Genomic DNA, 23,190 nt, shown 5'->3' on the forward strand with positions numbered 1-23,190 from the left:
GCGAACCTTCCTTTCGTAACCCGCCGTGTCGCCATCGGTTCATCCCCGTTGAAGATTCGCGCGCCGACAGGGTGATTGCCGAGGCGCGCCGCGCGTGCTCAAGGGACGGCTTGCGGCGGAGGAGACGGACGTGCGGACGGCGGCAATGATGGTGGCGGGCGGGCTGTTGCTGGCGACGCCGGCGAATGCGCAACCGGCGCGCGAGGTTCGATACGACCTGTCCTTCCCCGACGCCGCACATCATCGCGCGCAGATCGTCGCGACGTTTCGCGGCGTGCCCGCCGGGCCGCTCCGCGTGCAGATGGCCCGGTCATCGCCGGGCCGCTACGCGCTCCACGAATTCGCCAAGAACGTCTTCGCAGTAACCGCGCATGACGGGGCGGGACGGCCATTGCCGCTGACGCGCAACGATCCGTACGGCTGGAGCGTCGCCGGGCACGACGGGACGGTGGTGGTCAGCTATACGCTGTTCGGCAATCGCGGCGACGGCACCTACGCGCAGATCGACACGAGCCACGCGCACATAAACCCGCCCGCCGCGCTGATGTGGGCGACCGGCTTCGATGCCGCGCCGGTGCGGGTGCGGATCGTGTCGCCCGACGCGGGCTGGACGATCGCGACGCAATTGCCGGCGGTGGCGGGGCAGCCGAACACCTTTACCGCGCCCGATCTGCAATATCTGATGGACAGCCCGATCGAGGTCGCGCGGCAGGACGTGCGCGAGTGGCCGGTCGGGGAGGGCAAACAGCGCTATACGATCCGGCTGGCGGTGCATCACGGCGGCTCCCCCGCCGATGTCGACCGGCTGGCGGCGCAGGTGAAGCAGTTGATCCCGCAGCACCGCAAGCTGTTCGGCGAATGGCCACGCTTCGACCATGGCAGCTACACCTTCCTCGCCGATTACACGCCGCAGATCTCGGGCGACGGGATGGAGCACCGCAACTCGACGGTCGTGACCACGCCGACGCCGCTGGATGGCACCAACGCCGGGCAGCTCTCGACGATCTCGCATGAGTTCTTCCACGCCTGGAACGTCGAGCGGTTGCGTCCGCGTGAGCTGGAGCCGTTCGACTTCACGCGCGCCAATGCCACGCCATCCTTATGGTTCGCGGAGGGGTTCACCAATTATTACGGGCCGTTGATGCTGCGTCGCGCGGGGCTGACCGACATCGACGGCTGGGCGCGGACGACCGCGGGCGCGCTCAACACCGTGCTGTTTTCGCCGGCACGTCGCAACGGCGGGCCACAGGAAATGAGCCTGCGCGCGCCGTTCGCCGACGCCGCCACGTCGATCGATCCCGTCGCGCCGGACGTGTTCCTGTCTTATTATCCTTATGGGCAGGTCGTGGCGCTGGCGCTTGACCTGTCGATCCGGCAGCGCTTTCCCAAGCGGTCGCTCGACGACGTGATGCGTTATCTGTGGCAGACCCATGGCCGTACGGAGCGGCCCTATACGCCCGATGACCTGCGGCGCGGGCTGGCGACCGTCACCGGCGACGCCGCCTTTGCCGACGGTTTCTTCGCGAGCACGGTCAACGCCAGCGGCCTGCCCGATTTCGCGCCGCTGCTCGCGCAGGCGGGGCTGGTGCTGCGCCCCGCCGCGCCGCGGCACGGCTGGATCGGCGCGCCGCAGGCGAGCGCGGGCCCGACGGGTGTGGTGCTCCACGCTGCGCCCGTGTTGGGCTCGCCGCTCGATACCGTCGGACTGGACGCGGGCGACCGGATCGTCGCGGTCGACGGCGCGGCGATCGTCGATGCCGCGGGTTGGGCTGCGGTGCTGGAGCGGCTCACACCGGGGCAGACGATGACAATCCGCTTTGCACGACAAGGTATCGAGCAGCAGCGCAGCGTTCGGGCACTGGCCGACCCGCGTCTGGAAATTGTTCGCGTGGAGGCGACCGGTGGCAAGTTGAGCGGCAAGCAGCGCGCCTTCCGCGCCGAATGGCTTGACGGATGATTAACCTGTTAGATTTAGATCGTGGTGCGTGTGTCACTTATTGACACAGGGTAGAGCGAGGCAGACAGTCGCATCATGGCCCATCGTCAATCGCGCAACGTGTCGCTCACGCCCGAACTCGATGCCTTCGTTACCGACCGCCTGGCAAGCGGCGATTACGGGAACGCCAGCGAAGTCGTTCGGACCGCGCTGAAGCTGCTGCGCGACGGCGCGGTGCCACGTGAGACGCCGGGCGCCTGGCCGACCGGCGGGGGTGAATGCGGCGCGTTGATCCGCGACGGCGACTGGTCGACCCATGCGCTCGGCCCGGTCGAGCGATGGTCCTCGGCGTTGCGCGTGACGGTGGGGAACGTCGTCAACTCGCCAGTGCCGAAAGTGCTGATGTGGGGCCGCGATGGCGTGTTGCTCTACAATGACGCCTATCGCGAGATCCTGGGTGCGCGCCACCCCGATGGGATGGGAAAGGCCGTCGCGGCGGTCTTCCCCGAAATCGCCGACTGGAATCGTGCGATCATCGATCGGGGCCTCGCCGGTGAGGTCGTCAGCTATCGCGATCAGCCGCTGACGTTGATGCGTGAGGGCGGGCCGACCGAATTGTTCTTCGATCTGTTCTATACGCCGGTGATCGATAACGATGGCCGGCCGGGCGGGGTGCTGTGCACCGTGATCGACAACACCACCCGGCTGTTGCTGGAGCGGCGACTGGCCGCCAGCGAGGCCGAGCTGCGGATGGTGACGGACGCGCTGCCGCTGCTCGTGTCGTTCATCGATCGCGATCTGGTCTATCGCTACGCAAACCAGCATTATTACGACTGGTTCGGGATCGGCGCGGACGATGTGATCGGGCGCCATACCCGCGACGTGATCGGCGCGGACAATTTCGAGCGCCGTCGCGCCGCGATGGAACGCGCCCTGGCGGGTGAGACGATCGTCGAGGACTCGCTGATCCAGCATGGTGACGGATCGTGGCGCCGCGCCGATATCCGCTATCTGCCGCGCTTCGACGAAAATGGTACGGTGCTGGGCTTCCAGGTGATCGTGCTCGACGTCGAGGAGCGGGTGCGGCGCGAGGAAGCACTACACGCCAGCAACGCGCGCTTCCGCGCTGCGATGGAGGCGATGCACGGCGTGCTTTGGACCAATGACGCCGAAGGGCGGATGACGGGCGAGCAGATCGGCTGGGCGATGCTGACCGGACAAACGCCCGAGCAATATCAGGGCTATGGCTGGGCCGACGCGGTCCACCCTGACGATGCGCAGCCGACGGTGAATGCGTGGCGCAAGGCGGTCAAGTCCAAGTCGACCTTCGTCTTCGAGCACCGGGTCCGCCGCCATTGCGGGACGTGGCGGACCTTCGCGGTGCGCGCGGTGCCGCGGATCGACGCGCACGGCGCGGTTGCGGAATGGGTCGGCGTGCATACCGATATCACGCATCAACGCGCCGCCGAGGCGGCGCTGCGCGACCATGCCGAGCAGCTGGAGCGGCAGGTGCGGCACCGCGAACGCGCGGAGGATCAGCTTCGCCAGCTCAACGAGACGCTGGAGACGCGCGTGATCGAGGAGATCGCGTCCCGTCACGCCGCCGAGCGCAAGCTGATGCAGGCGCAGAAGATGGAAACGGTCGGCAAGCTGACCGGCGGCGTCGCGCACGACTTCAACAATCTGTTGCAGGTCGTCTCGGGCAACCTCCAGCTGTTGCAGAAGGATATTGCGGGCAATGCGCGCGCCGAGACGCGCGTCGCGAATGCGCTGGCTGGCGTGTCGCGCGGATCGCGGCTGGCGGCGCAATTGCTGGCGTTCGGGCGGCGGCAGGCGCTGGAGCCCAAGGTCGTCAACGTCACGCGTTTCGTGCGCGGGATGGACGACATGCTGCGCCGGGCAATCGGCGAGGGGATCGAGGTCGAGACGATCTTCGGCGGCGGGCTGTGGAACACGTTCATCGATCCGGGTCAGGTCGAGAATGCGCTGCTGAACCTCGCGATCAACGCGCGTGACGCGATGGAAGGGCAGGGCAAGCTCACGATCGAGCTGGCGAACACGCATCTCGACGACGATTATTCGCGCCGGCACGACGAGGTCGAGCCGGGACAATATGTCATGCTGGCGGTGACCGACACCGGCTGCGGCATGTCCGACGAGGTGGTCGCCAAGGTGTTCGAGCCGTTCTTCTCCACCAAGGCGGAAGGCAAGGGTTCGGGGCTGGGTCTGTCGATGGTCTATGGCTTCGTCAAACAGTCCGGCGGGCATGTGAACATCTATTCGGAGCCGGGACACGGCACGACGATCCGCCTCTATCTGCCGCGCGCGATGGAGAGCGAGGACGTGGAGGTGGTGCTCGACAACGGCCCGATCGCCGGCGGGACCGAGACGGTGCTGGTGGTCGAGGATGACGACGAGGTGCGCGCGACGGTCGTCGAGATGCTCGGCGATCTGGGTTATCGCGTGCTCAAGGCGGTCGACGCGCAAAGCGCGCTGAGCGTGGTCGAGAGCGGCATCCCGATCGACCTGCTGTTCACCGACGTGGTGATGCCGGGAACGCTCAAGAGCCCGGAGATGGCGCGCAAGGCGCGCGAGCGGCTGCCCGATCTCGCGGTGCTCTTCACCAGCGGATACACGGAGAATTCCATCGTCCATGGCGGGCGGCTGGATGCGGGCGTCGAATTGCTGTCGAAGCCGTACACGCGCGAGGCGCTGGCGCGGAAGGTGCGACATGTGCTCGCGCAGCAGGCGCAGCGCCGCGAGAGCGCCGCGCCGCGTTCGCAGCCGATGCCGCGCGTCGTCGAGCCGGCAGCGGCACGGCGGACGATCCTGCTGGTCGAGGACGATGCGCTGATCCGCAGCGCGACCGCCGAGGTCTTGCAGGAGGCCGGGCATGTCGTGGTCGACGCCGCAAGCGCGGAAGAGGCGATGGCGGCGTTGCAGACCGCGCCGATCGACGTGCTGGTGACCGACGTGCACCTGCCGGGATCGTCGGGGCTGGAGCTTGCCGCGCGGGCGGCCGAGTTGCACCCGGGGGTGCGCATCGTGGTCGCAAGCGGTGATATTGCGGCGGTGCAGGTCGAAGAGCCGAACATGCACCTGCTCGCCAAGCCCTATAACGCGCGCGATCTGCTGGCGCTGCTTTGCGGGCAGGTGAAGCACGAGGTCGAGGCTGAGGGCGTTAGATAGGCTTGTCGGCGGGAGTCCGAATCGACCTATAGCGAAGCAATGGAAGGCGTCTTGGTCCGGCTCTGGATTGCTTCGCTACGCTCGCAATGACGGCGCGGCGGAAGATAAGTACGCTGCGGAAACTCGGGTGACGGCTTTCAGCCCGCCGTAAAGGCCATCCCCGCCCGGGCCCGCAGCCGTTCCCGCAGCGGGACACCCATGATCGCGCCGGGTGTCCAGACGCCGCCATTCGCTTCGACGTCGCGAAGCAGACACAGGGCGCTTTCGGCGAGCATTTTCGACGTGCAGCCATAGCCGGGGTCGCTGTCGCCGGTCACGACGGCGTCGAGTCGCGTGCCGTCGGGCATCAGACCCGCGAAGAGGATGTCGAAATACCCGGCGTCACGCTCTTCCTTCGACGGACCCTCGCCCTGTTTCGGCCCTTGGTCGCCCGCGAACGGATTCAGCTTGGCCAGCGTCTCGGCGGCCGCCTTGCCGAGATCGCCGAGCCCGGCCACCACCATCTCGTCATAGACCAGATCGCCCCAACGCTGTCCGAGCAGGAAGTTGGTCCGGTGAACGTTCTTGGTGTTGATCGGTGCCATGATGAACGGCGCGACCCATGACTGGAGCGTGGGGTCGTATTCGGGCAACAGGCCGCTTGGTTGATGCGGGCCGGCGTGGCCGGGAGTGAGCGCGAACGGATCGCTGAGCAGAGCGAGCAGCGACGGCTGGCGTGCGGCGGCGGCCAGCGTCGCCTTCAGGCTGGCGGCCGTGCCGCCGGAGAAGCCACCTTTCATGTGCCGGACGCGTGCCTTGATCCGGGGCACCGGCGTCCCGAAGCGCGTGAGCGCCGCCTCCTGCAACGTCAGGACCCCAAGGTCGAACGGTATCGAGTCGAAGCCGCACGAAAAAACGATCCGCGCGCCGCTGCGCTGTGCTTCCTCGTGATGCGCGTCGATCATCCGGCGCATCCACGCTGGTTCGCCACACAGATCGACGTAGGCGGTGCCCGTCGCGGCGCAGGCGGCGATCAGCTTGCTGCCGTGGAGCTGGTATGGGCCGACCGTGCTGATGACCACCGAGGCGCGGCGGCACATTCCTTCAAGCGCGACCGCGTCGTCGCTGTCGGCCACGACGGCGGGGACATCGATCGCCAAGTCGTCGAGAACGGTGGCGAGCTTCGCAACATCGCGACCGGCGATTGCCCAGCGCAGTCCGTCAGGATCGCGCCGCGCAAGATATTCGGCGACCAGCTTGCCCGTGAAGCCCGTCGCGCCGAACAGGATGATGTCGAACTCGGCCGCCACGTTTCAGTCCGTGCCGACGCCCGTCAGCGGAGCCCCGGACCCGCCGGCGCGATCATCGCTGGGGTCTTCGCCGTCGTGGCCGCCACCGGCGCTCGCACCGCTGCCATGCACCGCGCCGGTCGCAGGATCGAACGACGCGCGGCGCCCGGCGTCGCCCTCCGAAGGCGCGAGGCTTGACGGCCTGGGCGCGACGGAGCCGGCGGGCATGTCCTCGGCGAGCTTTCGCTCCTCATCGAGCGTATAGCCCTGACCAAACTTGCCGGTGTCCTTGTCGAAGGCGGTCCGGCGGCGATGCTGGGGGTCGACGGGGTCGGTCATGAAGTCACAACGCGCGGGGTGGGGTGACGATCCCTGGGGGTTCCCGACGTTGATCGGGATCGACGTCGACGGCTCGAGCAATTTCGCGCCGGCCGGATGATCGACCAGCGTTCGTCCTGAGCTTGTCGAAGGGCGCTCGTCGTGGCGCACGTGCTTCCAGCGGCTCAGCACGAATGGAGTGGGGCGCGGACAGAGTGGGAGAGGCCGTCCGCGCGGAAACGCTTACCGTCGCGCGTCCGGCTGCTCGGCGGCGAGCGCCATCGCCTGCGCCGTTCCGGTGGCGGGCTTGACGCGGGCTGCGGGCTCGTTGCGACCGAGCGTCAGATAAAGGACGCCTGCGATCAGGACACAGATCACGAGCAGCGCGGGCCAGCCGGCAATGCTGCGCTGGGCAATTGGGCGAGGGTCGTGCGACATAGGTTTCTCCGGCGATCAGCTTCGCCGGGACCAATAACCTGTGTTGCTGGCGTGTTCCGGGCTGGCCGGTGAGATTTTGTTGCTGTCAGGCGGCGTGCTGATGCGTGTCGCGGTCGGCCAAAGCGGCCTCCGCCTGCGCCAGTGCGCGCGCATCGTCGACGTCGAGCCACCAGGCGTCGCCGATGTCGATTACCCGGGCCTCGCCGGTCTGCGCCAGCGCTTCGACGCCGGCCGAGATCGACCCCGCACCGCCCGCCGCGATCGAGGCGCGCAGCGCGTCATGGAAGCGCGCGTCGACCGCGAAGACGCCGGTATCGAAGCAATTGTAATCGGGCAGATGCTTGCCGATCGCGACGATCCGGTTGCCATCGGCACGGACGCGGGTGACGTCATCCATGTCGACCAACGGATTGTCGAGCCGGCGGTCGACGCCGAGCGTCAGTGCTGCCTCGGGGGCGGCGGCAACGCGCGCGATCAGCGCAGGGTCGACGAGATGGTCAGCCATCATCAGCAAATGACGCCGCGCGCCGATCGCGTCGGCGCCGGTCAGCACCGAATGGCCGTTCGACAACGACCAATCGGGGGTGCGCACGCAGCGCACCGGCAGGTCGAGCGTCGCGGCGGCGAGCGCCAGATGGCGTTCGAGCCGCTCGGCTTCATGGCCGGTGACGACCGTGACGTCGGTGACGCCGCCCGCGCGGGCGGCGCGCAGCACGCGCTCGATCAGCGCGACGCCGTGAACCAGCGTCAGCGGTTTCGAGGGTGACACCTCGCGCAGCCGGCTGCCATAGCCGGCCGCGACGATCAGCGCGTGCAAGGTCGATAGACCTTATTCGGCGGCGAGGCGCGCGTCGGCGTGGATGAACTCGTTGGTCATCGCGGCCGCCACGTCGTCGGTCACCTGCTGCGGCGGGTGCTTGCAGAAGAATGCCGACGGGCCTTCCAGCGCGCCGGAAATGCCGCGCTCCAGCCCGAGCTTCACGCAACGGATCGCGTCCACGACGACCGCCGCCGAATTCGGCGAATCCTCGACCGACAGGCGCAGTTCGAGGTTCATCGGCACGCCGCCGAACAGGTCGCCCTCAAGCCGCAGGAAGCACAGCTTGTTGTCGCCCAGCCATGGAATATAGTCCGACGGACCGACGTGGATGTTCTCGTCCGCCAGCCGCTCGGCGATCACCGCCTGCACTGCCTCGGTCTTCGACTCCTTCTTGCTCTGCAACCGGTTGCGGTCGAGCATGTTCATGAAGTCGGTGTTGCCGCCGGTGTTGAGCTGATAGGTGTGATCGATCGTCACGCCGCGCTGCCCGAACAGGTTCGACAGCACGCGGTGGACGATTGTCGCGCCGACCTGCGCCTTCACGTCGTCGCCGATGATCGGCAGGCCGGCGTCGGCGAACTTCTTCTCCCACTCCGGGCGCGAGGCGATGAACACGGGCATGCAGTTCACGACGCCGAGACCGGCCTCGAGCGCGCATTCCATGTAGAATTCGGTCGCTTCCTGGCTGCCGACCGGCAGGAAGTTGACGAGGATCTCCGCGCCCGAGTTCTTCAGCTCGGCGATGATCTCCGCCTTTTCGGCATCACGGGTGTCGTTGATCTCGAACCCGCGATCGTTGGCCGCGGTCAGCATGTGCGGCGCAACGCCGTCCAGCTTGGCACCCATCTTCACGATCGTGCCGGTCTTGGGCACGTCGGCGTGGAACACCTTGGTGCAGTTCGGCTTGGCGAAGATCGCTTCACCCAGATCAAGCCCGACCTTGCGTGAGTCGACGTCAAATGCGGCGACGAACTCCAGATCGCCAACCTTGTATCCACCGATATCCTCGTGGATCAGGCCCGCGGCGGTGTTGCTGCCGGCATAGTGATATTTACCCTGAATTAGGCTGCTTGCGCAGTTGCCGACACCGATAACCGCAACCTTGATCGTCGCCATTCTACCCCACTTGCCGACGCTTAGTCGGACGAAAAGCCATTTTACGTTGCCGCTTGGTGACAGATACGTGGCATCTGTCAAGCGAGCCGATGCGCTGTATAGGCGCAGCGGGGCAATCTCGCGAGGGACCGCGTGAACGAATCTGAAACGGCTGTGGCGGGAAAGCCGCGCGAGCTGCAAGGTTTTTTGAACAGGGTGCTGTACCACCCGCTGGCGCACCGGCTGGCGAAGGCGCTGGTGCCGACGCCGGTGACGCCGAACATGGTGTCGATCGCCGGCGCGGTGATGGTGATGGTAACCGCGGTGCTGTACGCCTGGGTCGCCACCCCGTTGGCGATCGCGATCGGCTTTGCGCTGCATTGCGGCTGGCACGTCGTCGACGGCGCGGATGGCGCGCTGGCCCGAATGTCGGGGCGCGCCTCGCCGTCGGGCGAGATCGTCGACGGCCTGTGCGACTATGCCGGTCACGGCGTTCTGTACCTGTTGCTGGCGGGGACGCTGGACGACACCGTGGGCTGGATCGCATGGCCGATCGCGATCTCGGCGGGGTTGAGCCGCGCAGTGCAGTCGGTCTTCGCCGAAAGCCAGCGCCGCACCTATCAATGGTGGGCGTATAATACGCCGTGGCTGCAGAACGCGAAGTCGGACGGGCGGGGCATCGGCGTCGCGTTGTCGAACCTGTATCTGAGCGTGTGGCACGCGCTGTCGCGGCCGACGCAGCGCGTCAACGCGCTGGTGGCGAGCGCGGAGGCGGACCCGCCCGAGCGGCGGCGGATCGCGGGGATCGCGCAGACGGTCGGGTCGCGCGCGCTGCCGTTGCTGGCCGCGCTCGGGGCAAATCCGCGCACGATCCTGCTGGGGTTGAGCATGATCGCCGGGACGCCCTTGTGGTTCTTCCTGATCGAGATCGTGGTGCTCAACATCGGACTGGTGCTGGCGATCATGCAGGCTGCCTATCTGGGGCGGCGGATCGCGGCGCTGATCGCGGACGGGCATCAGTGACGGCGCCGGAACCCGCCCGCACGGCGGCGGGTTGGCGCGGAAGATCATAGGGAGGAGCGACGATGCGACAGGTTCTGACGATAGCAGGGATCGGGCTGGCGACGCTGATGCTGGCGGCGTGCAATGACGAGGGCAAGATGGATACCGGCACGCCGGTTGCCGGCGGCGCGCGCGCCGTGGCGATGCTGGCGACCGCGACGGGCGCGCCCGTAGGCCGCGCAAGCGCGACGGACGTGGCGGGCGGGGTTCGCTTCACGATCGACGCGACGGGCATGCCGGCGGGGACGCATGGCGCGCACGTCCACATGGTCGGGCGCTGCGACGCGCCGGACTTCACGACCGCCGGCGGGCACTGGAACCCGACGCAGAAGAAGCACGGGACGATGAACCCGCAGGGACCCCACCAGGGCGACCTGCCCAACCTCGTGATCGGCAGCGACGGGCGCGGGACGATCGGCGCGGTGATCCCGGGCGCGACGCTCGCCGGGCTGCTCGATGCCGATGGCGCGGCGATGGTGATCCATGCCGGACCGGACGACCTGATGACCGACCCGAGCGGCAATTCGGGCGGGCGGATCGCCTGCGGTGTGTTCCAGGCGTCGTGAGCTAAACCAGCTCCCCCGCCGCTCGCGCGCGCGCTTCGCGGGTGCGTTCGGCGGCGGGGAAGCGGCGGTAGGCGATTAGCCCCGCCGCCAGCGTAACAGGAACGCTGAGCAGCAACGACAGCATTCCCGTCGACAGGCTGCCGCTGAGCGACGAGATCCGACCGGCGAGATATGGTCCCAACGCCAGCCCGATCAGCGTCGTGCCGATGAAGAAGGTCGCGGTCGCGGTGCCGCGCATACGGGGCAGGACGAGGTCCTGCGTCGCGGCGGCGGCGGCTCCCAGCCCCCAGGCCGCGAACACCTGCGCGCAAAACACGCAGACGTAGAGCACGGCAGGCGTTGCGGTGGTGTAGCCCGCGACCATGAACGGCATCGGCAGCACCGCGCTGGCCAGCACCGGCACCAGCCGCCCGGCCGGGTTGGTGCGCCGCAGCCGGTCGGCGAGCAACCCGCCGGTGGTGACGCCGATGAACCCCGCCGCCGCGCCCGCGCCGCCGATGAAGAGCCCGGCCTGCGCAGGGGCGACGCCAAGTACGCGGATCGCATAAGGTGCTGCCCAGAAGCTCGACGCATAGGCCATGAAGGCATTCAGACCGTAGGCGACCACGGTGCACAGAAAGGCGGGGGTGCCGAGGATCAGCGCGAAGGTTGGCGGGTCGCGGTGGCGCAGCGCGCAGCCCCAGGAGAAGACCGCATAGAAGCCAACGCCGACCGCGATCCACTGCGGCAGCGGCTCGCCTAGCGCGTGGAGCACGGTGACGAGCGCGACCGTGACGGCCAGCCCCGCAAGGTTGACGAGCAGCGCGCGCCGCCCGAGCCGTGCCGCACCGATCAGCGTGAGCGGTGGCAAGATCGTCACCAGCTCGTCGCGAAAGGCGCGAAACGGCGCGGGGTGCGCTTGCGGGGTTGGCAGCCCCTCGACCGCACCGCGCACCGGCTCGCGCAGCGTCGCGACGATCAGTGCGAGCACCAGCCCGGGCACGCCTACCGCGAGGAAGGCGGCCTGCCAGCCGGCGAGCCCGAGCGGCCCGCCGCCGGGATAGGCGCGGTTCCAGTTCTGGACGATCAACCCGCCGATGAACAACGAGCAGCCGCCACCGACATACAGGCCCGCCGAATAGATCGACAGCGCGGTGGCGCGCAGCCGCTTGGGGAAATAGTCGGAGATCAGCGAATAGGCCGAAGGGGAGGCGGTCGCCTCGCCGACACCGACGCCGACCCGCGCGGCGGCGAGCTGCGCGCCGTTCGCGGAGAGCCCCGAGAGCGCGGTCATCGCCGACCAGAGCGTCAGCCCGGCGCTCATCAGCCGGACGCGGTGCCAATTGTCGGCAAGCCGGCCGAGCGGAATGCCGAACAGCGCGTAGAAGACGCCGAAGGCGGTGCCGTAAAGGAAGCCGAGATCCTCGTCGCGCAGGTTGAGGTCGCGCTTGATATCCTCGGCGAGGATCGAGATCACCTGTCGGTCGACGAAGTTGAGGACGTAGACCAGGAACAGCAGCCCCAGCACATACCATGCATAGCCGCTCGCGCGGGCGTCCTGCTCTCCGGCCATGCATCCTCCCGATTTCGGGGCAGCGTAACAGAGTATCGGGGCGAGGGAAGAGGCATGCACCCCTCCCCTGAAGGGGAGGGGCTTACCTGGATCGAAGCTCGGCGATCCTAGTCCAAAGGCCACCTTGCGACCGCCTCATACCTCGCTCCTTCGTGGCCGAGGATGCTCTCGAATAACGTCAGGTGCGGCATCGTGAAGTCGGGCGAGGCGAGTGCGGCGTGGTCGGCGATCCAGCGGTCGATCAATGCCGGGTCGCCAGCGGTGCGCGAAAAGCGCGCGAGCGTGACGTGCGGCAAGTAGCGGCGCGGATCGGGGGCGACGCCGGCGCGGGCGAGCGCCTGATCGACCTTACGATGGAGCGCGGCGAGCGGCTCTACGGGGACGACCCGCGCCCAGAGCGTGTCGATCCGCCCGCGCTTGTCGAACGTGCCCGCGCCGTCCAGCCGGACGGTCGGAACGGGGGCCGCGATGCGTGATAGCGCGGTGGCGATATCCTCGGCCTGTCGCCGGTCGACCTCGCCGATGAATCGCAGCGTTACGTGCAACTGCTCGTCGTCCTGCCAACGTGCGCCGGGCAGGCCTTCCATCGCGTCGAGCAGCAGGGTGCGGATCGCAGGGGGCGGGCGCAGCGCGACGAAAAGGCGGTGCATGGGGCTGTAACGAACCTTTGCTGGATCGGATGCGCGCATGCGCCTCGCTTGAAAAGCGGGAACCGACGCGCGATATTCCTCGTATCCGACCCATTCGTTCGGATGAAGGAGCAAAGAGACAATGGCCAATTGGTCCGATCCCCGGCCCTCCGCTGCCCCGTTTGGCGGGGCCGCTTCGGGCACCCGCACGGAGGCGCGCGACGCCGGCCTGCGGTCGTACATGCTGTCCGTCTACAATTACATGGCCTCCGGCGTGCTGTTGACCGGCATCGTCGCGCTCGGCTTTGCATTGTCGGGCTATGCGCAGGCGGTGTTCGGCACGCCGCTGCGCTGGGTCGTGGCGCTGGCGCCGCTGGCGTTCGTGTTCGCGATGAGCTTTGGACAGGGCAAGTTCTCGACTTCGACGCTCAAGGCGATGTTCTGGGGCTTCGCGGTCGCGATGGGCCTGTCGCTGTCGTCGATCTTCTTCGTCTACTCGCCGATCGCAATCGCGCAGGCGTTTGCCGCCACTGCGGCGGGCTTCGCGGCGCTGAGCCTGTACGGTTATACGACGAAGCGTGACCTCTCGGCGTTCGGCACGTTCCTGATCATCGGCCTCGTCGGCCTGATCGTTGCGAGCCTCATCAATCTGTTCGTCAACTCGGGGCCGCTCGGCCTGTTGATCTCGCTGGTCGGCGTGCTGCTGTTCGCGGGCCTGACCGCCTATGACACGCAGCGCACCAAGAGCCTGTATTTCCAGGTCGCGGGCTATGGTCCGGAGATGGTGGGCAAGGCAGTCGTGATGTCGGCGCTGAGCCTGTACCTCGACTTCATCAACATGTTCCTGTTCATCCTGCGCCTGTTCGGCGGGAACCGCGACTGATCCGCGGGATTGAATGACGGAACGTCCGGGGCTCGGCGGGTGACCGCCGGGCCCCTTCTCATATGCGGAAAGAGCGAAGATGCGCCTGTCGATCGAAGCGGTGCTGGATTACGGCTTTCCCGCCGCCGCCGACGTTCTGCTCCAGATCGAGGTTGCCGCGCTCCCCGACCAATTGCTGGAGACGCAATCGCTGGTGATCGAATCGGATCACCCGATCCGTGCGGTCGCGGGCGAGGACGGGATCGGGCAGCGCTGCTGGGCGCGTGCCGAGCACCGGCTGGTGGCGCGGTACAGCGCGATCGTCGCGATCGACCGGCCGGCGGTGCGGCTCGACCTGTTGCCTGCGACTCCGGCGGCGCGGCTCCCCGCAGCGACGATTCCCTATCTGCTGCCGAGCCGCTATTGCGAGGCCGACCGGTTCGACAATTTCGTGCGGCGCACTTTCGATGGCCTGAGCGGCGGGGCGCTGGCGGTCGCGCTCGCCGAGTGGGTGCGTGACAATCTCGATTATGCCCCGGTCGCGCCCGGTGGCGGCGCGCTGCATACCTTTGCAGAGCGGCGCGGCGTGTGCCGGGATTACGCGCATCTGCTTGTCGCACTGGCGCGCGCGGCGGAAATCCCGGCGCGCTGCGTGTCAGTCTATGCGCCCGGCGTCGATCCGCCCGACTTCCATGCGGTTGCGGAAGTGTGGCTGGACGGTGCGTGGCATCTGCTGGACGCGACCGGCATGGCGCGCGCCGACGAGATCGCACGGGTCGGGGTGGGGCGTGATGCCACCGATATCGCCTTCATGACGATCTTCGGCACCGCCAGCCTGTGGGAGCAGCGCGTCCGCGTCCTGCGTCTCGACTAGGAACGCGGGCGAGCGATCGGCGTTTAAATGTGAACCAATATGTCCGGATGAGGAGGGTATGATGACCGAAGCGAGCCCGATCGACGACCGCGCGCTCGACAGCCTGTCGGTGGCGCCCGACGCCGGCAACGCCGGTGGAACGAAGGACGCACGCCAGGATGCCGGGCAGGATCGCTCGATCGAGAAGCGACTGGCCAAGCATCCGGGCAGCGAAGATGCTCGGCTTGACGCCGGCCTGGACGAGACGATGGACGCCTCCGACCCGGTGTCGATCACCCAGCCGGGACGCAGCGAGCCGGCACCGTCGTCGGGGTTCGACGCCGCCGAAGAGGCGGAGCGCCAGCGCGACGCCTGAGTGGGCCGCTCTGGCCCCCATCAGTTCTCGTTGAACGCAAGCGCCGTCCGGGGGATAATCCCGAGACGGCGCAAGCGGTTCTGGCGACCTTCCGTCTGCCTTTATCCTCATCAACTTAACCCGCCACTCGGTTCGTCGCATCCATGTTGCGGTGCGGCAAGGACCATGCTGACTTGTGACAGCCGGAAGACGGCGCGGTTAAGCCAAGTGTTAACCACTCTGGTGCATTCTTCCGGGCATTGGATCATGCGCGGCGGGGTGTGACGATGGGTAGAATGAAGGCGGCCGAAGGGGCGATGACGCTGGCCGAGATGAAGGAGTTCGCGACCTTCCCGGCAGCAACGCAGCGGTACATTCGCCGTAGCCTCGACGTGGGTCTGGACCGCGACGATGCGCTGGCGCGCTGGTCGCGCGACGTTGTCGAAGCGGCGAGCATTCGAGCGCAGGCGCAGCATTACCGCCGGCTTCCCGCAATCCGCGCGCTGGTTCCCGACGACAGCGGGCTCGACGCGGCGGAGCAGGTGCTCGCACCGCTGATCACGCTGGCGGCGTTCGATCTGGGGCAGGGGAGGATCACCTCCTTCTCGGCGTTCCGTTTCCTGTTCGAGCGGCTGGTCGGCGCAAAGGTGCGGCCGTGGCTGCCCTCTGCTTTCTGCTCGGCGGCGGCGATGCCGCATCTTCATCCGGAGTTGCGGCGACGGCTGCTCCAGTCGATCAGCGAGGCGGCGGCGACCGCATCGGGCTGGTCATCGCGTCAGCCGGCGTTCTTTCCGCATTGGGTCGAGAAGGTCGACACCGCCGCACTGCCGCACTGAGCGTCAGACAAGGCGGAAGTCGATTGCCATACCGGTATCGCGCGCGGCGTCGGCGAACACGCCGCGAACGCGATCGAGATAGGCGGCGAGCGCCTCCGGGAGGGGCGTGCTGACCGCGATCTCGACGGTAAGCGGCGGTCGGATCAGGTTCTCGCCGGCGACCAGACCATCGTAGAGCGCGTCCAGGTTCGGCCCGTGCCAGGCGGGCGCGCCGAGCGCCGGCAACAGCGCCGCCCAAAGATCTTCCCGCCGCTGCCAATCGCGCGCGTCCAGTCGGATCATCGGCATGCGCGCCATCCCCTTTCGCCTCGCGCCGCCTGATCGAGATGGAAGTGGTCGCGGTGCGCGGCGTTGTAATCGGGTGAGAGAACGGTCGCAAACAGCCCGCATGCACCGTTACGTACCTCGCGCAGGAACGCTGCCTCGGCGCCGTCGCCGTTCCAGTCGCGCGCGACGCTGATCCGCGTACCGTTCGACAGGCGGAAGCCGGCAATGTCGATCGCGTCGGCGGTCGAATGTTCGCTCCATGCGCCGGCATCGCGGCCGTAGAGGCGCCGGCACGCATAGCTGCCGTAATGGTCGATGCGGGTGACACGGGCGTCGAAATGGCGGCGCGCGGCCGGAGCGAGCACATTCCACTCCCACATCGCCAGCGCGGCGGCGACCGGGCAGGCGACGCCAAGATTTGCGGGTGACAGCGCGACGTCGCGCGCTCCACCGCCGGTCAGCCGGACCGCATCGTCATAGCCGCAGCGGCCATCGTGACGCGCGGGAAGCGCGGTGAAGCGCACCCCCGCCTGCGTCAGCAGCCCGCGGCACGAGACGGCGTCGCCGGTCAGTGCGGTCAGCTTTCGCCCGGTGAACAGCCCGACCGGCTGACCGAGATCGAGCGGGGTCCACGGCAGATCCTGCGGACGGCCCCGCAACGTGCCCCAGGTGACGAGCGCCAGTGTGGCAAGCAGGGCGAGCCCCACCCCCCAGCTGACGACGCGGCGGAACGTGCGCGCTACCCGCGCCGCACGCGATCGCGGCGCTCGGCGGTCACGGGATAGCCGAGATCGTCTGGAATGCAGAGATATTCCTCTCCGTGACGGGTTTCGGACCATGGCACCACGACGCGTACCGGAAAGGCGCGCGCCTGCGCCACCGCGGCGGCATAGGAGGGGAACAGGGCAAGTCGTTCGAGGTTGCGACGGGTTGGAAAGATCAGCGACAGCCGTCCTGCATCGGCATCGTCGAGCACCGCCTGCGCGGTTGACCAGCACAGCCGGACGTTTTCGGTACCGTCGACTTGCGGCGTGGGGGCGTCGGGGGGCAGCGCGGCGAGATAGAAGCGGGTGTCGTAGCGCCGGACGGGGCTGTAATCGGGGCGCCAGCGCGCGAACGGGACCAGCGTGTCGAGGTCTAGCGACGCGTCAGCCGCCCGCAGTGCCTCACTGATTGCCGAACCGCTGGCAAGCGCCTCGCGCATGGCCGCGACCGCGGCGGCGTTGGGGGCGCGCATGAAGCCGACCGGGAGCGCAGCCTCCTCGATCGTTTCGCGGATCGCGGCGATCCGTGCGGCGCCCTCGTCGATATCGCGCAGCGCGAGCGCGCGGGCGAAATCATGGTCGCCGGGATCGACCCGACCGCCAGGGAAGACCATCGCGCCGGGTGCGAATGCCATCACGCCGGCGCGCTCAACCATCAGGATATCGGGGGCACCATCGGCACGATCGCGCATCACCACCAACGTGGCGGCGGGGCGTGCTTCAGGCGGATGTGGGGAAGGCTGAATCATCGGCGGCGGGTGGTGGAGCTGAGGGGAATCGAACCCCTGACCTCTGCAGTGCGATTGCAGCGCTCTCCCATCTGAGCTACAGCCCCGCCCGCCGATGCCCGGCCATGGCCGGGAGCGACGCCCTTAAACGCGATCCGCAGGTGACGCAACAGGGCTTTCCATCGCTCACCCAAAAAATCGCCGACGATCAGCCGGTGCGCCCACGCGACGAAAACAATGTTGTGCGGGTGTAACGACAGGAACGAACTGCCCGAGATCAGCTTTTTCCCGATACTGGCGCGACGCCGCAACCCGGTGCGCGACCCGTGTCTGACGCAGGAGAATCATGATGGGCTACGAACGCTATCCGCGCGGTACCGACCCCAAGGACGATTATTACGGGCGCAGCGAAACGCAGGATTATGGTCGTGACTATGGCGCCGGTCGCTCCGGGAGCTATTCGAGCGCTCGCGACTATCAGGCGGCGGGATTGTCAGATCGCGACGACGATCGCGGTGGACGGGGCAACTACGGGCAGCGCGATGATTATGCGCAGCGTAGCCAGGGCCGCGACAGCTACGGGCAAGGCAGCTATGGCCGCGACAGCTATGGCCAGGGCAGCTACGGCCGCGACAGCTACGGTCAGCGCGAGGGCTACGGTCGCCAGCAAGGCGGCTTTGGCGGCTATGATCGCGATCGTGAGGACCGCGGCTATTCGAGCGGGCAGCGCAGCGACTATCGCGACCGCTACAGCGAGCGTTCGGGCGGTGGCTATGGCCAGCAGCAGCGCTACGGCCAATCGTCGGGCTATGGCCAGACCAGCGAAAATCACGGCAGCTACGGCTCGGACGGGCGGCGTTTCAACGACGTCGGGTCGCATCGCCACGACGACGACGACAATTACCGTGGCGGCGCGCAAAGCCGTCATCGCGACCGTGGCGCGAATTATGGTCGCCAGCCGCAGGGTTACGACTACGACGATCGCGGTTTCCTGGCCCGTGCCGGCGACGAGGTGCGCAGCTGGTTCGGCGACGAGGATGCCGAGCGTCGTCGCGAGGCCGACAGCCGCTACGACGAGCGTTATTATCAGCAGCAGGGTCGCTCCGACCGCGACGGCGATTACCATAACTGGCGCTCTGGCCAGATCGCGGCGCTCGACCGCGATTATGACGAATATCGCCAGGAAAACCGGTCGCGTTTCGAGAATGAATTCTCGACGTTCCGCTCCGAGCGCCAGACACAGCGCGCGTCGCTCGACAAGGTGCAGGAGCATTTCGAGGTGGTCGGATCGGACGGCAGCCACGTCGGTACCGTCGACAAGGTGCGCGGCGACCGCATCCTGTTGACCAAGAACGACGTCGATGCCGGTGGCCAGCACCACTCGATCCCGTCGCGCTGGATCAAGTCGGTCGAGGACAAGAAGGTGACGCTGTCCAAGACAGCCGATGAAGCCAAGCAGCATTGGCGCAATGAGGAATCGAGCCAGGCGATGTTCGGCTATGGCGATCGCACCAGCGACCGTGACCGCACCCAGCGCTCGACGACGGGAAGCTCGTCGACGACCACTGGCGGCACGACCGCGACCGGTTCGACCACCGCAGGCACGACGACCGGTGCGACCGATCAGAAGGACACCAATCTGAACAGCAGCTTCTCCGGCACGTATTGAGCTGGTGCGGCACGTGCCGCCGGAGGGCGGCACGGCTGTGACGGATGGCCCCGGACCGGATGGTCCGGGGCTTTTTCGTGTGCGGCGGCAACAGTGGCAATTTCCCGCTAAAGGCCCCACATCGGCTCGGCATGATGTATCCCCGCCGCACGCAGTCCCAGATCATTCGCGTCATCGATCTCGAAACAACCGGCGCGGCACCGCCCGCGCATGCGGTGTGTGAGGTGGGCTGGCAGGATGTCGCTTTGGACGCGGACGGACGATGGGAGCTGTATGGCGAGGGGGGCAATATCCTCGTCAATCCCGGTCGGCCGATGCCTGCGATCACGCAGGCCATTCACCATATCCGCGACGAGGATGTTGCTGAGGCGCCTTGGTGGCATGATGTCGCGCGGCAGGTGCTCGATCCCTATCCGCGCCGCATCGCGCTGGCGGCACATCGCGCGGCGTTCGAGGAGCAGTTCTGCACGCCTGCGCTGACGCATGGCGCGGACTGGATCTGCACCTGGAAATGCGCGCTGCGGCTGTGGCCGGATTCGCCCAGCTATTCCAATCAGGTGCTGCGTTACTGGCGCAAGCCAGCCGGGCTGGATCACGAGCGCGGCTTGCCCGCGCATCGCGCTTTCCCCGATGCCTATGTGACCGCCCACCACCTGCGCGACCAGCTGAATGAGGCGTCGGTGGCGCAACTGATCCAGTGGTCGAGCGAGCCCGGGTTGCTGCCGCGCGTCCGTTACGGTCCCGATCGCGGCAAGGAATGGCGCGAGATCGAGGAGGAAAGTCTCGTCAAGTTCCTGACCGACCGCGATCCCGACGTTCGCTTCACCGCCGAGACCGAAATGGCGCGACGGCGTGGCGGCGGGCACGTCGGCCGGATGACCGCGCAGGAATTGTTGCTCTAGGTCAGCAAGGCTGCATCTTCGGCTGGCGCAACGCGCCGGCAAGCGATAACGCAAGCGTAATGGCCGATTTGCCTGCCGCCGCTCCGATTAATCGCACGCTCGCGCGCCGCATGACTGCGTTGATGGCGCTCGGCTTCATCGCGTTGTTGCTGGTGGGCTATGCCGCAGTGCGCGTCATGCAGCGGAACGAACTGCACACCGGGCTGGTCGAGCATACCTATCAGGTGCAGCGCGCGGTGCTGGATGTCCGCCGGCTGGTCGAGGAGAGCGAGGCGGCGCGGCGCGGGTTGATGCTGATCCCCGATCGGGCCGTCACGCGTGCCAATTTCCAGCGGGCGCGGGCCGCGTTGACGCCCGCGCTCGTGCGGATCGAGGAATTGACGCGCGACAATCCTGCGCAACGCCGATACCTGCACGGGTTGCGACTGCAGCTGAGAAGTCTGCTCGCGCGGCAAGACCGGACGCTGACGCTGCTGGAACAGGGCGATCAGCGCGGCGCGATCCTCGCCTACGCCGACGATGCCGAGGTGCGCGACATCGTGACCATCCGCAACGTCCTCGACCGCATGACGGCTGTCGAGCGGCGGCTGATGACGCATCGTGACGCCGAATTGCGGGGCAGCCAGCGCGCGTTCTACGCGCTGATCGTACTGGGCGGCATGGTGCTGGCGATCGTGGCGGTGATCTCCACGCTGACGATATTGTCCTACACCCGCGACCTGGCACGCTCGGACGAGGCGCTGCGCCAGCTCAACGCGGGGCTGGAGGACATGGTCGCGGCGCGCACCGAGGACCTGACGCGTGCTAATGAGGAGATCCAGCGCTTCGCCTATATCGTCAGCCATGATCTGCGCTCGCCCCTCGTCAACGTGATGGGCTTCACCGCCGAACTCGAGACCGCCGCGTCCGCGCTGCGCGCGCTGGTCGAGCGCGTCGCGGCGGAGGCGCCGACGGTGGCGAGCGAGGAAGCGCGGCTGGCGGCAACCGAGGATCTGCCCGAGGCAATCGGCTTCATTCGCACGTCGACGCAGAAGATGGATCGGCTCATCAACGCGATCCTGCAATTGTCGCGGCAGGGCCGGCGCGCGTTGGCGCCGGAGAAGATCGATGTCGCCGCGCTGATCCGGCAAATCGGCGAAACGCTGTCGCATCGTTTGTCAGAGACCGGTTCCGAGCTGGTGATCGAAGGCTCGTTGCCCGCCGTGGTAAGCGACCGGCTGGCGCTCGACCAGATTTTTTCGAACCTGATCGAGAACGCCGTAAAGTATCTGCGGCCGGGCGTACCGGGGCGCATCACCGTTTCGGGGCGGCGCGGGCGCGATCGCCTGCATTACACCATCCGCGACAATGGCCGCGGGATCGATCCGCGCGACCATCAGCGCGTCTTCGACCTGTTTCGCCGCTCCGGTGCGCAGGACCGGCCCGGCGAGGGGATCGGGCTCGCCACGGTTCGCGCGCTCGTCTTCAGACTGGGCGGCAGCATCGACGTCGCTTCCGAACTCGGGCAGGGAGCAGCGTTCACCGTGTCGCTGCCGCTCGTCATCGCCAAACAGGAACTCAATCCATGAACGCGCCGCAATCCGTCAACATCGTGATGATCGAGGATGACGAAGGTCATGCACGGCTGATCGAGAAGAACATCCGTCGCGCCGGGATCATGAATCCGATCCGCCACTTCACCGACGGCACCAGCGCGCTCGATTACATCTTCAACGATTCGAGCGGGCCGCAGCTGAACGGCCCGGCGCTGGTGCTGCTCGACCTCAACCTGCCCGACATGAGCGGGACCGATATCCTGGCGAAGATCAAGACCAGCGACGGGCCGGTCAAGCGCACGCCGGTGGTGGTGCTGACCACCACCGACGACAGCCGCGAGATCCAGCGCTGCTACGATCTGGGCGCGAACGTCTACATCACCAAGCCGGTGAATTACGAGAGTTTCGCGCAGGCGATCCGCCAGCTGGGGCTGTTCCTGTCGGTGATCCAGGTGCCCGATCTGGGTGACGCGCACGGATGATCGAGACGCCCCGCATCCTCTATATCGACGATGACGCGGGCATCCGCCGGCTGGTGACGCGCGCGCTGGAGCGGCGCGGTTACAAGGTGACGGTCGCCGATGGTGGCGAGGCGGGGGTCGCGCTGGCGGCGGTCGAGCCGTTCGACGTCGTCGCGGTCGACCATTACATGCCGGGGATCGACGGGCTGGAGACGATGGCGCGGCTGTCGGCGCTGCCCGACGCGCCGGCAATGGTCTATGTCAGCGGATCGGAGGAGACGCAGGTCGCGCTGGCGGCGCTGCGTGGCGGAGCGGCCGACTATATCGTCAAGACACCGGGCGACGACTTCTTCGACCTGCTCGACGCGACCTTCCGGCAGGTGATCGAGCGGGCGCAGCTGGCCCGTGCCAAGGCGCGCGCCGAGGACGATCTGCGCGCCAGCAATGCGCGGCTGGAGGCATTGCTCGCCGAGGTCAATCACAGGGTCGCCAATTCGCTGCAATTGGTGTCGGCGATGGTGCGGATGCAATCGAGCGCGCTGACCGACGAGGCGGCGCGTGCCGCGCTGGAGGATACGCAGCGCCGGATCAGCGCGATCGCGCAGGTGCACCGGCGGCTCTACACCGGCGACGATGTCGAGAGCGTCGACATGCTCGACTATCTGACGCAGCTCATCGACGAGCTGACGCAGACCTGGTCGACTGACGATTGCCCGCGGGCGCTGGTGCTCCATGCCGAGCCGCTGCGGCTGCCGACCGATCGTGCGGTATCGCTGGGAGTGATCGTTACCGAGCTGGTCAGCAACGCGTGCAAATATGCCTATCCAGGCGGGCCGGGCGAAGTGCGCGTGCGGCTGTCGCGCGATGGCGACGAGCGGTTCCGGCTGACGGTCGAGGACGACGGAATCGGGCTGGGCGATGCGCCACCCAAGGGGACCGGCGTGGGGACGCGGCTGATCCGCGCGATGGCGCAGAGCCTCGATTCGATCGTCGAATATGATCGCACGCACACCGGCACGCGCGCGATCGTCGCGGCGGCGTTGGGGTAGGGGCGGACGACCTAAGACTGTCGCCCCTGCGCAGGC

Annotated in this window: 24 protein-coding genes and 1 tRNA gene; 14 read left to right on the plus strand and 11 right to left on the minus strand. The window is 67.5% G+C overall.

Annotated elements, in window-relative coordinates; all coding sequences use genetic code 11:
• Positions 1-94 precede the first annotated feature (94 nt).
• Both ACI2JO_RS12555 and ACI2JO_RS12560 read left to right on the plus strand, forming a co-directional pair.
• Positions 95-1,957 carry a M61 family metallopeptidase gene (locus tag ACI2JO_RS12555; protein ID WP_404721033.1) on the plus strand — a complete coding sequence of 621 codons (1,863 nt, stop codon included), beginning with the start codon at positions 95-97 and terminating at the stop codon, positions 1,955-1,957.
• A 75-nt stretch (positions 1,958-2,032) separates the two neighbouring features.
• On the plus strand, positions 2,033-5,125 hold the full coding sequence (locus tag ACI2JO_RS12560) for a PAS domain-containing protein (protein WP_404721034.1): 3,093 nt from the start codon (positions 2,033-2,035) through the stop codon (positions 5,123-5,125).
• Between the two features lie 137 nt (positions 5,126-5,262).
• On the opposite strand, the gene ACI2JO_RS12565 is transcribed toward ACI2JO_RS12560, so the two are convergent.
• The 5 genes from ACI2JO_RS12565 to ACI2JO_RS12585 form a co-directional block, all read right to left on the minus strand.
• Positions 5,263-6,414, minus strand: a complete 1,152-nt coding sequence (locus tag ACI2JO_RS12565) for a saccharopine dehydrogenase family protein (RefSeq protein WP_404721035.1) — start codon at positions 6,412-6,414, stop codon at positions 5,263-5,265.
• Between the two features lie 3 nt (positions 6,415-6,417).
• On the minus strand, positions 6,418-6,732 hold the full coding sequence (locus tag ACI2JO_RS12570) for a hypothetical protein (RefSeq protein WP_404721036.1): 315 nt from the start codon (positions 6,730-6,732) through the stop codon (positions 6,418-6,420).
• Between the two features lie 222 nt (positions 6,733-6,954).
• Positions 6,955-7,149, minus strand: coding sequence for a hypothetical protein (locus ACI2JO_RS12575; RefSeq protein WP_404721037.1), 195 nt, complete (start codon positions 7,147-7,149; stop codon positions 6,955-6,957).
• Between the two features lie 85 nt (positions 7,150-7,234).
• A complete protein-coding gene (locus ACI2JO_RS12580; protein WP_404721038.1) occupies positions 7,235-7,966 on the minus strand; it encodes an NTP transferase domain-containing protein in 732 nt (243 codons plus the stop codon).
• Between the two features lie 12 nt (positions 7,967-7,978).
• Positions 7,979-9,085 (minus strand): inositol-3-phosphate synthase, encoded by a 1,107-nt coding sequence (locus ACI2JO_RS12585; protein ID WP_404721039.1) that lies wholly within the window; start codon positions 9,083-9,085, stop codon positions 7,979-7,981.
• A 132-nt stretch (positions 9,086-9,217) separates the two neighbouring features.
• Here ACI2JO_RS12585 and ACI2JO_RS12590 point away from each other — a divergent pair, with 132 nt between their 5' ends.
• Together ACI2JO_RS12590 and ACI2JO_RS12595 are read left to right on the plus strand one after the other, a co-directional pair.
• Positions 9,218-10,087 (plus strand): CDP-alcohol phosphatidyltransferase family protein, encoded by an 870-nt coding sequence (locus tag ACI2JO_RS12590; protein ID WP_404721040.1) that lies wholly within the window; start codon positions 9,218-9,220, stop codon positions 10,085-10,087.
• Between the two features lie 62 nt (positions 10,088-10,149).
• Complete coding sequence (locus ACI2JO_RS12595) at positions 10,150-10,692, plus strand: superoxide dismutase family protein (RefSeq protein ID WP_404721041.1); 543 nt, start codon at positions 10,150-10,152, stop codon at positions 10,690-10,692.
• A gap of 1 nt (position 10,693) precedes the next feature.
• On the opposite strand, the gene ACI2JO_RS12600 is transcribed toward ACI2JO_RS12595, so the two are convergent.
• Both ACI2JO_RS12600 and thpR read right to left on the minus strand, forming a co-directional pair.
• Positions 10,694-12,244, minus strand: a complete 1,551-nt coding sequence (locus ACI2JO_RS12600; RefSeq protein WP_404721042.1) for a spinster family MFS transporter — start codon at positions 12,242-12,244, stop codon at positions 10,694-10,696.
• A 107-nt stretch (positions 12,245-12,351) separates the two neighbouring features.
• Positions 12,352-12,894 (minus strand): RNA 2',3'-cyclic phosphodiesterase, encoded by a 543-nt coding sequence (gene thpR / locus ACI2JO_RS12605; protein WP_404721043.1) that lies wholly within the window; start codon positions 12,892-12,894, stop codon positions 12,352-12,354.
• Between the two features lie 121 nt (positions 12,895-13,015).
• On the opposite strand from thpR, the gene ACI2JO_RS12610 reads away from it, so the two are divergent.
• From ACI2JO_RS12610 to ACI2JO_RS12625, 4 genes are all read left to right on the plus strand, one after another.
• The gene (locus tag ACI2JO_RS12610) at positions 13,016-13,756 is read left to right on the plus strand and encodes a Bax inhibitor-1/YccA family protein (protein ID WP_028965041.1); all 741 of its coding nucleotides are present in this window, start codon (positions 13,016-13,018) and stop codon (positions 13,754-13,756) included.
• Positions 13,757-13,835: 79 nt separating this feature from the next.
• Entirely contained in the window at positions 13,836-14,609 is a 774-nt protein-coding gene (locus ACI2JO_RS12615) for a transglutaminase family protein (protein WP_404721044.1), read from the plus strand.
• Positions 14,610-14,670: 61 nt separating this feature from the next.
• Positions 14,671-14,964 (plus strand): hypothetical protein, encoded by a 294-nt coding sequence (locus ACI2JO_RS12620; protein WP_404721045.1) that lies wholly within the window; start codon positions 14,671-14,673, stop codon positions 14,962-14,964.
• Between the two features lie 275 nt (positions 14,965-15,239).
• Positions 15,240-15,779, plus strand: coding sequence for a hypothetical protein (locus tag ACI2JO_RS12625; protein WP_404721046.1), 540 nt, complete (start codon positions 15,240-15,242; stop codon positions 15,777-15,779).
• A 3-nt stretch (positions 15,780-15,782) separates the two neighbouring features.
• On the opposite strand, the gene ACI2JO_RS12630 is transcribed toward ACI2JO_RS12625, so the two are convergent.
• From ACI2JO_RS12630 to ACI2JO_RS12645, 4 genes are all read right to left on the minus strand, one after another.
• Positions 15,783-16,067 (minus strand): barstar family protein, encoded by a 285-nt coding sequence (locus ACI2JO_RS12630; protein WP_404721047.1) that lies wholly within the window; start codon positions 16,065-16,067, stop codon positions 15,783-15,785.
• Positions 16,058-16,753, minus strand: a complete 696-nt coding sequence (locus tag ACI2JO_RS12635; RefSeq protein WP_404721048.1) for an extensin family protein — start codon at positions 16,751-16,753, stop codon at positions 16,058-16,060. The genes ACI2JO_RS12630 and ACI2JO_RS12635 overlap by 10 nt, the downstream gene beginning before the upstream one ends.
• 32 nt (positions 16,754-16,785) lie before the next feature.
• On the minus strand, positions 16,786-17,559 hold the full coding sequence (locus tag ACI2JO_RS12640) for an NUDIX hydrolase (protein ID WP_404721049.1): 774 nt from the start codon (positions 17,557-17,559) through the stop codon (positions 16,786-16,788).
• Positions 17,560-17,569: 10 nt separating this feature from the next.
• Positions 17,570-17,645: transfer RNA gene (locus ACI2JO_RS12645), tRNA-Ala, on the minus strand.
• Positions 17,646-17,663: 18 nt separating this feature from the next.
• Here ACI2JO_RS12645 and ACI2JO_RS12650 point away from each other — a divergent pair.
• The 6 genes from ACI2JO_RS12650 (at position 17,664) to ACI2JO_RS12675 (ending at position 23,154) form a co-directional block, all read left to right on the plus strand.
• Positions 17,664-17,792 (plus strand): hypothetical protein, encoded by a 129-nt coding sequence (locus ACI2JO_RS12650; RefSeq protein ID WP_404721050.1) that lies wholly within the window; start codon positions 17,664-17,666, stop codon positions 17,790-17,792.
• 95 nt (positions 17,793-17,887) lie between these two features.
• The gene (locus tag ACI2JO_RS12655; RefSeq protein ID WP_404721051.1) at positions 17,888-19,207 is read left to right on the plus strand and encodes a DUF2171 domain-containing protein; all 1,320 of its coding nucleotides are present in this window, start codon (positions 17,888-17,890) and stop codon (positions 19,205-19,207) included.
• A 131-nt stretch (positions 19,208-19,338) separates the two neighbouring features.
• Positions 19,339-20,109 (plus strand): exonuclease domain-containing protein, encoded by a 771-nt coding sequence (locus ACI2JO_RS12660; protein WP_404721052.1) that lies wholly within the window; start codon positions 19,339-19,341, stop codon positions 20,107-20,109.
• A 59-nt stretch (positions 20,110-20,168) separates the two neighbouring features.
• Positions 20,169-21,677: an ATP-binding protein gene (locus tag ACI2JO_RS12665; RefSeq protein ID WP_404721053.1), complete on the plus strand. Its 1,509-nt coding sequence runs from the start codon at positions 20,169-20,171 to the stop codon at positions 21,675-21,677.
• The gene (locus ACI2JO_RS12670) at positions 21,674-22,126 is read left to right on the plus strand and encodes a response regulator (RefSeq protein ID WP_404721054.1); all 453 of its coding nucleotides are present in this window, start codon (positions 21,674-21,676) and stop codon (positions 22,124-22,126) included. Before ACI2JO_RS12665 ends, ACI2JO_RS12670 begins: the two co-directional genes overlap by 4 nt.
• Positions 22,123-23,154: a sensor histidine kinase gene (locus ACI2JO_RS12675; protein WP_404721055.1), complete on the plus strand. Its 1,032-nt coding sequence runs from the start codon at positions 22,123-22,125 to the stop codon at positions 23,152-23,154. The genes ACI2JO_RS12670 and ACI2JO_RS12675 overlap by 4 nt, the downstream gene beginning before the upstream one ends.
• Positions 23,155-23,190 lie beyond the last annotated feature (36 nt).

Source organism: Sphingomonas sp. NPDC079357 (assembly GCF_044901155.1).
GTDB lineage: Bacteria > Pseudomonadota > Alphaproteobacteria > Sphingomonadales > Sphingomonadaceae > Sphingomonas.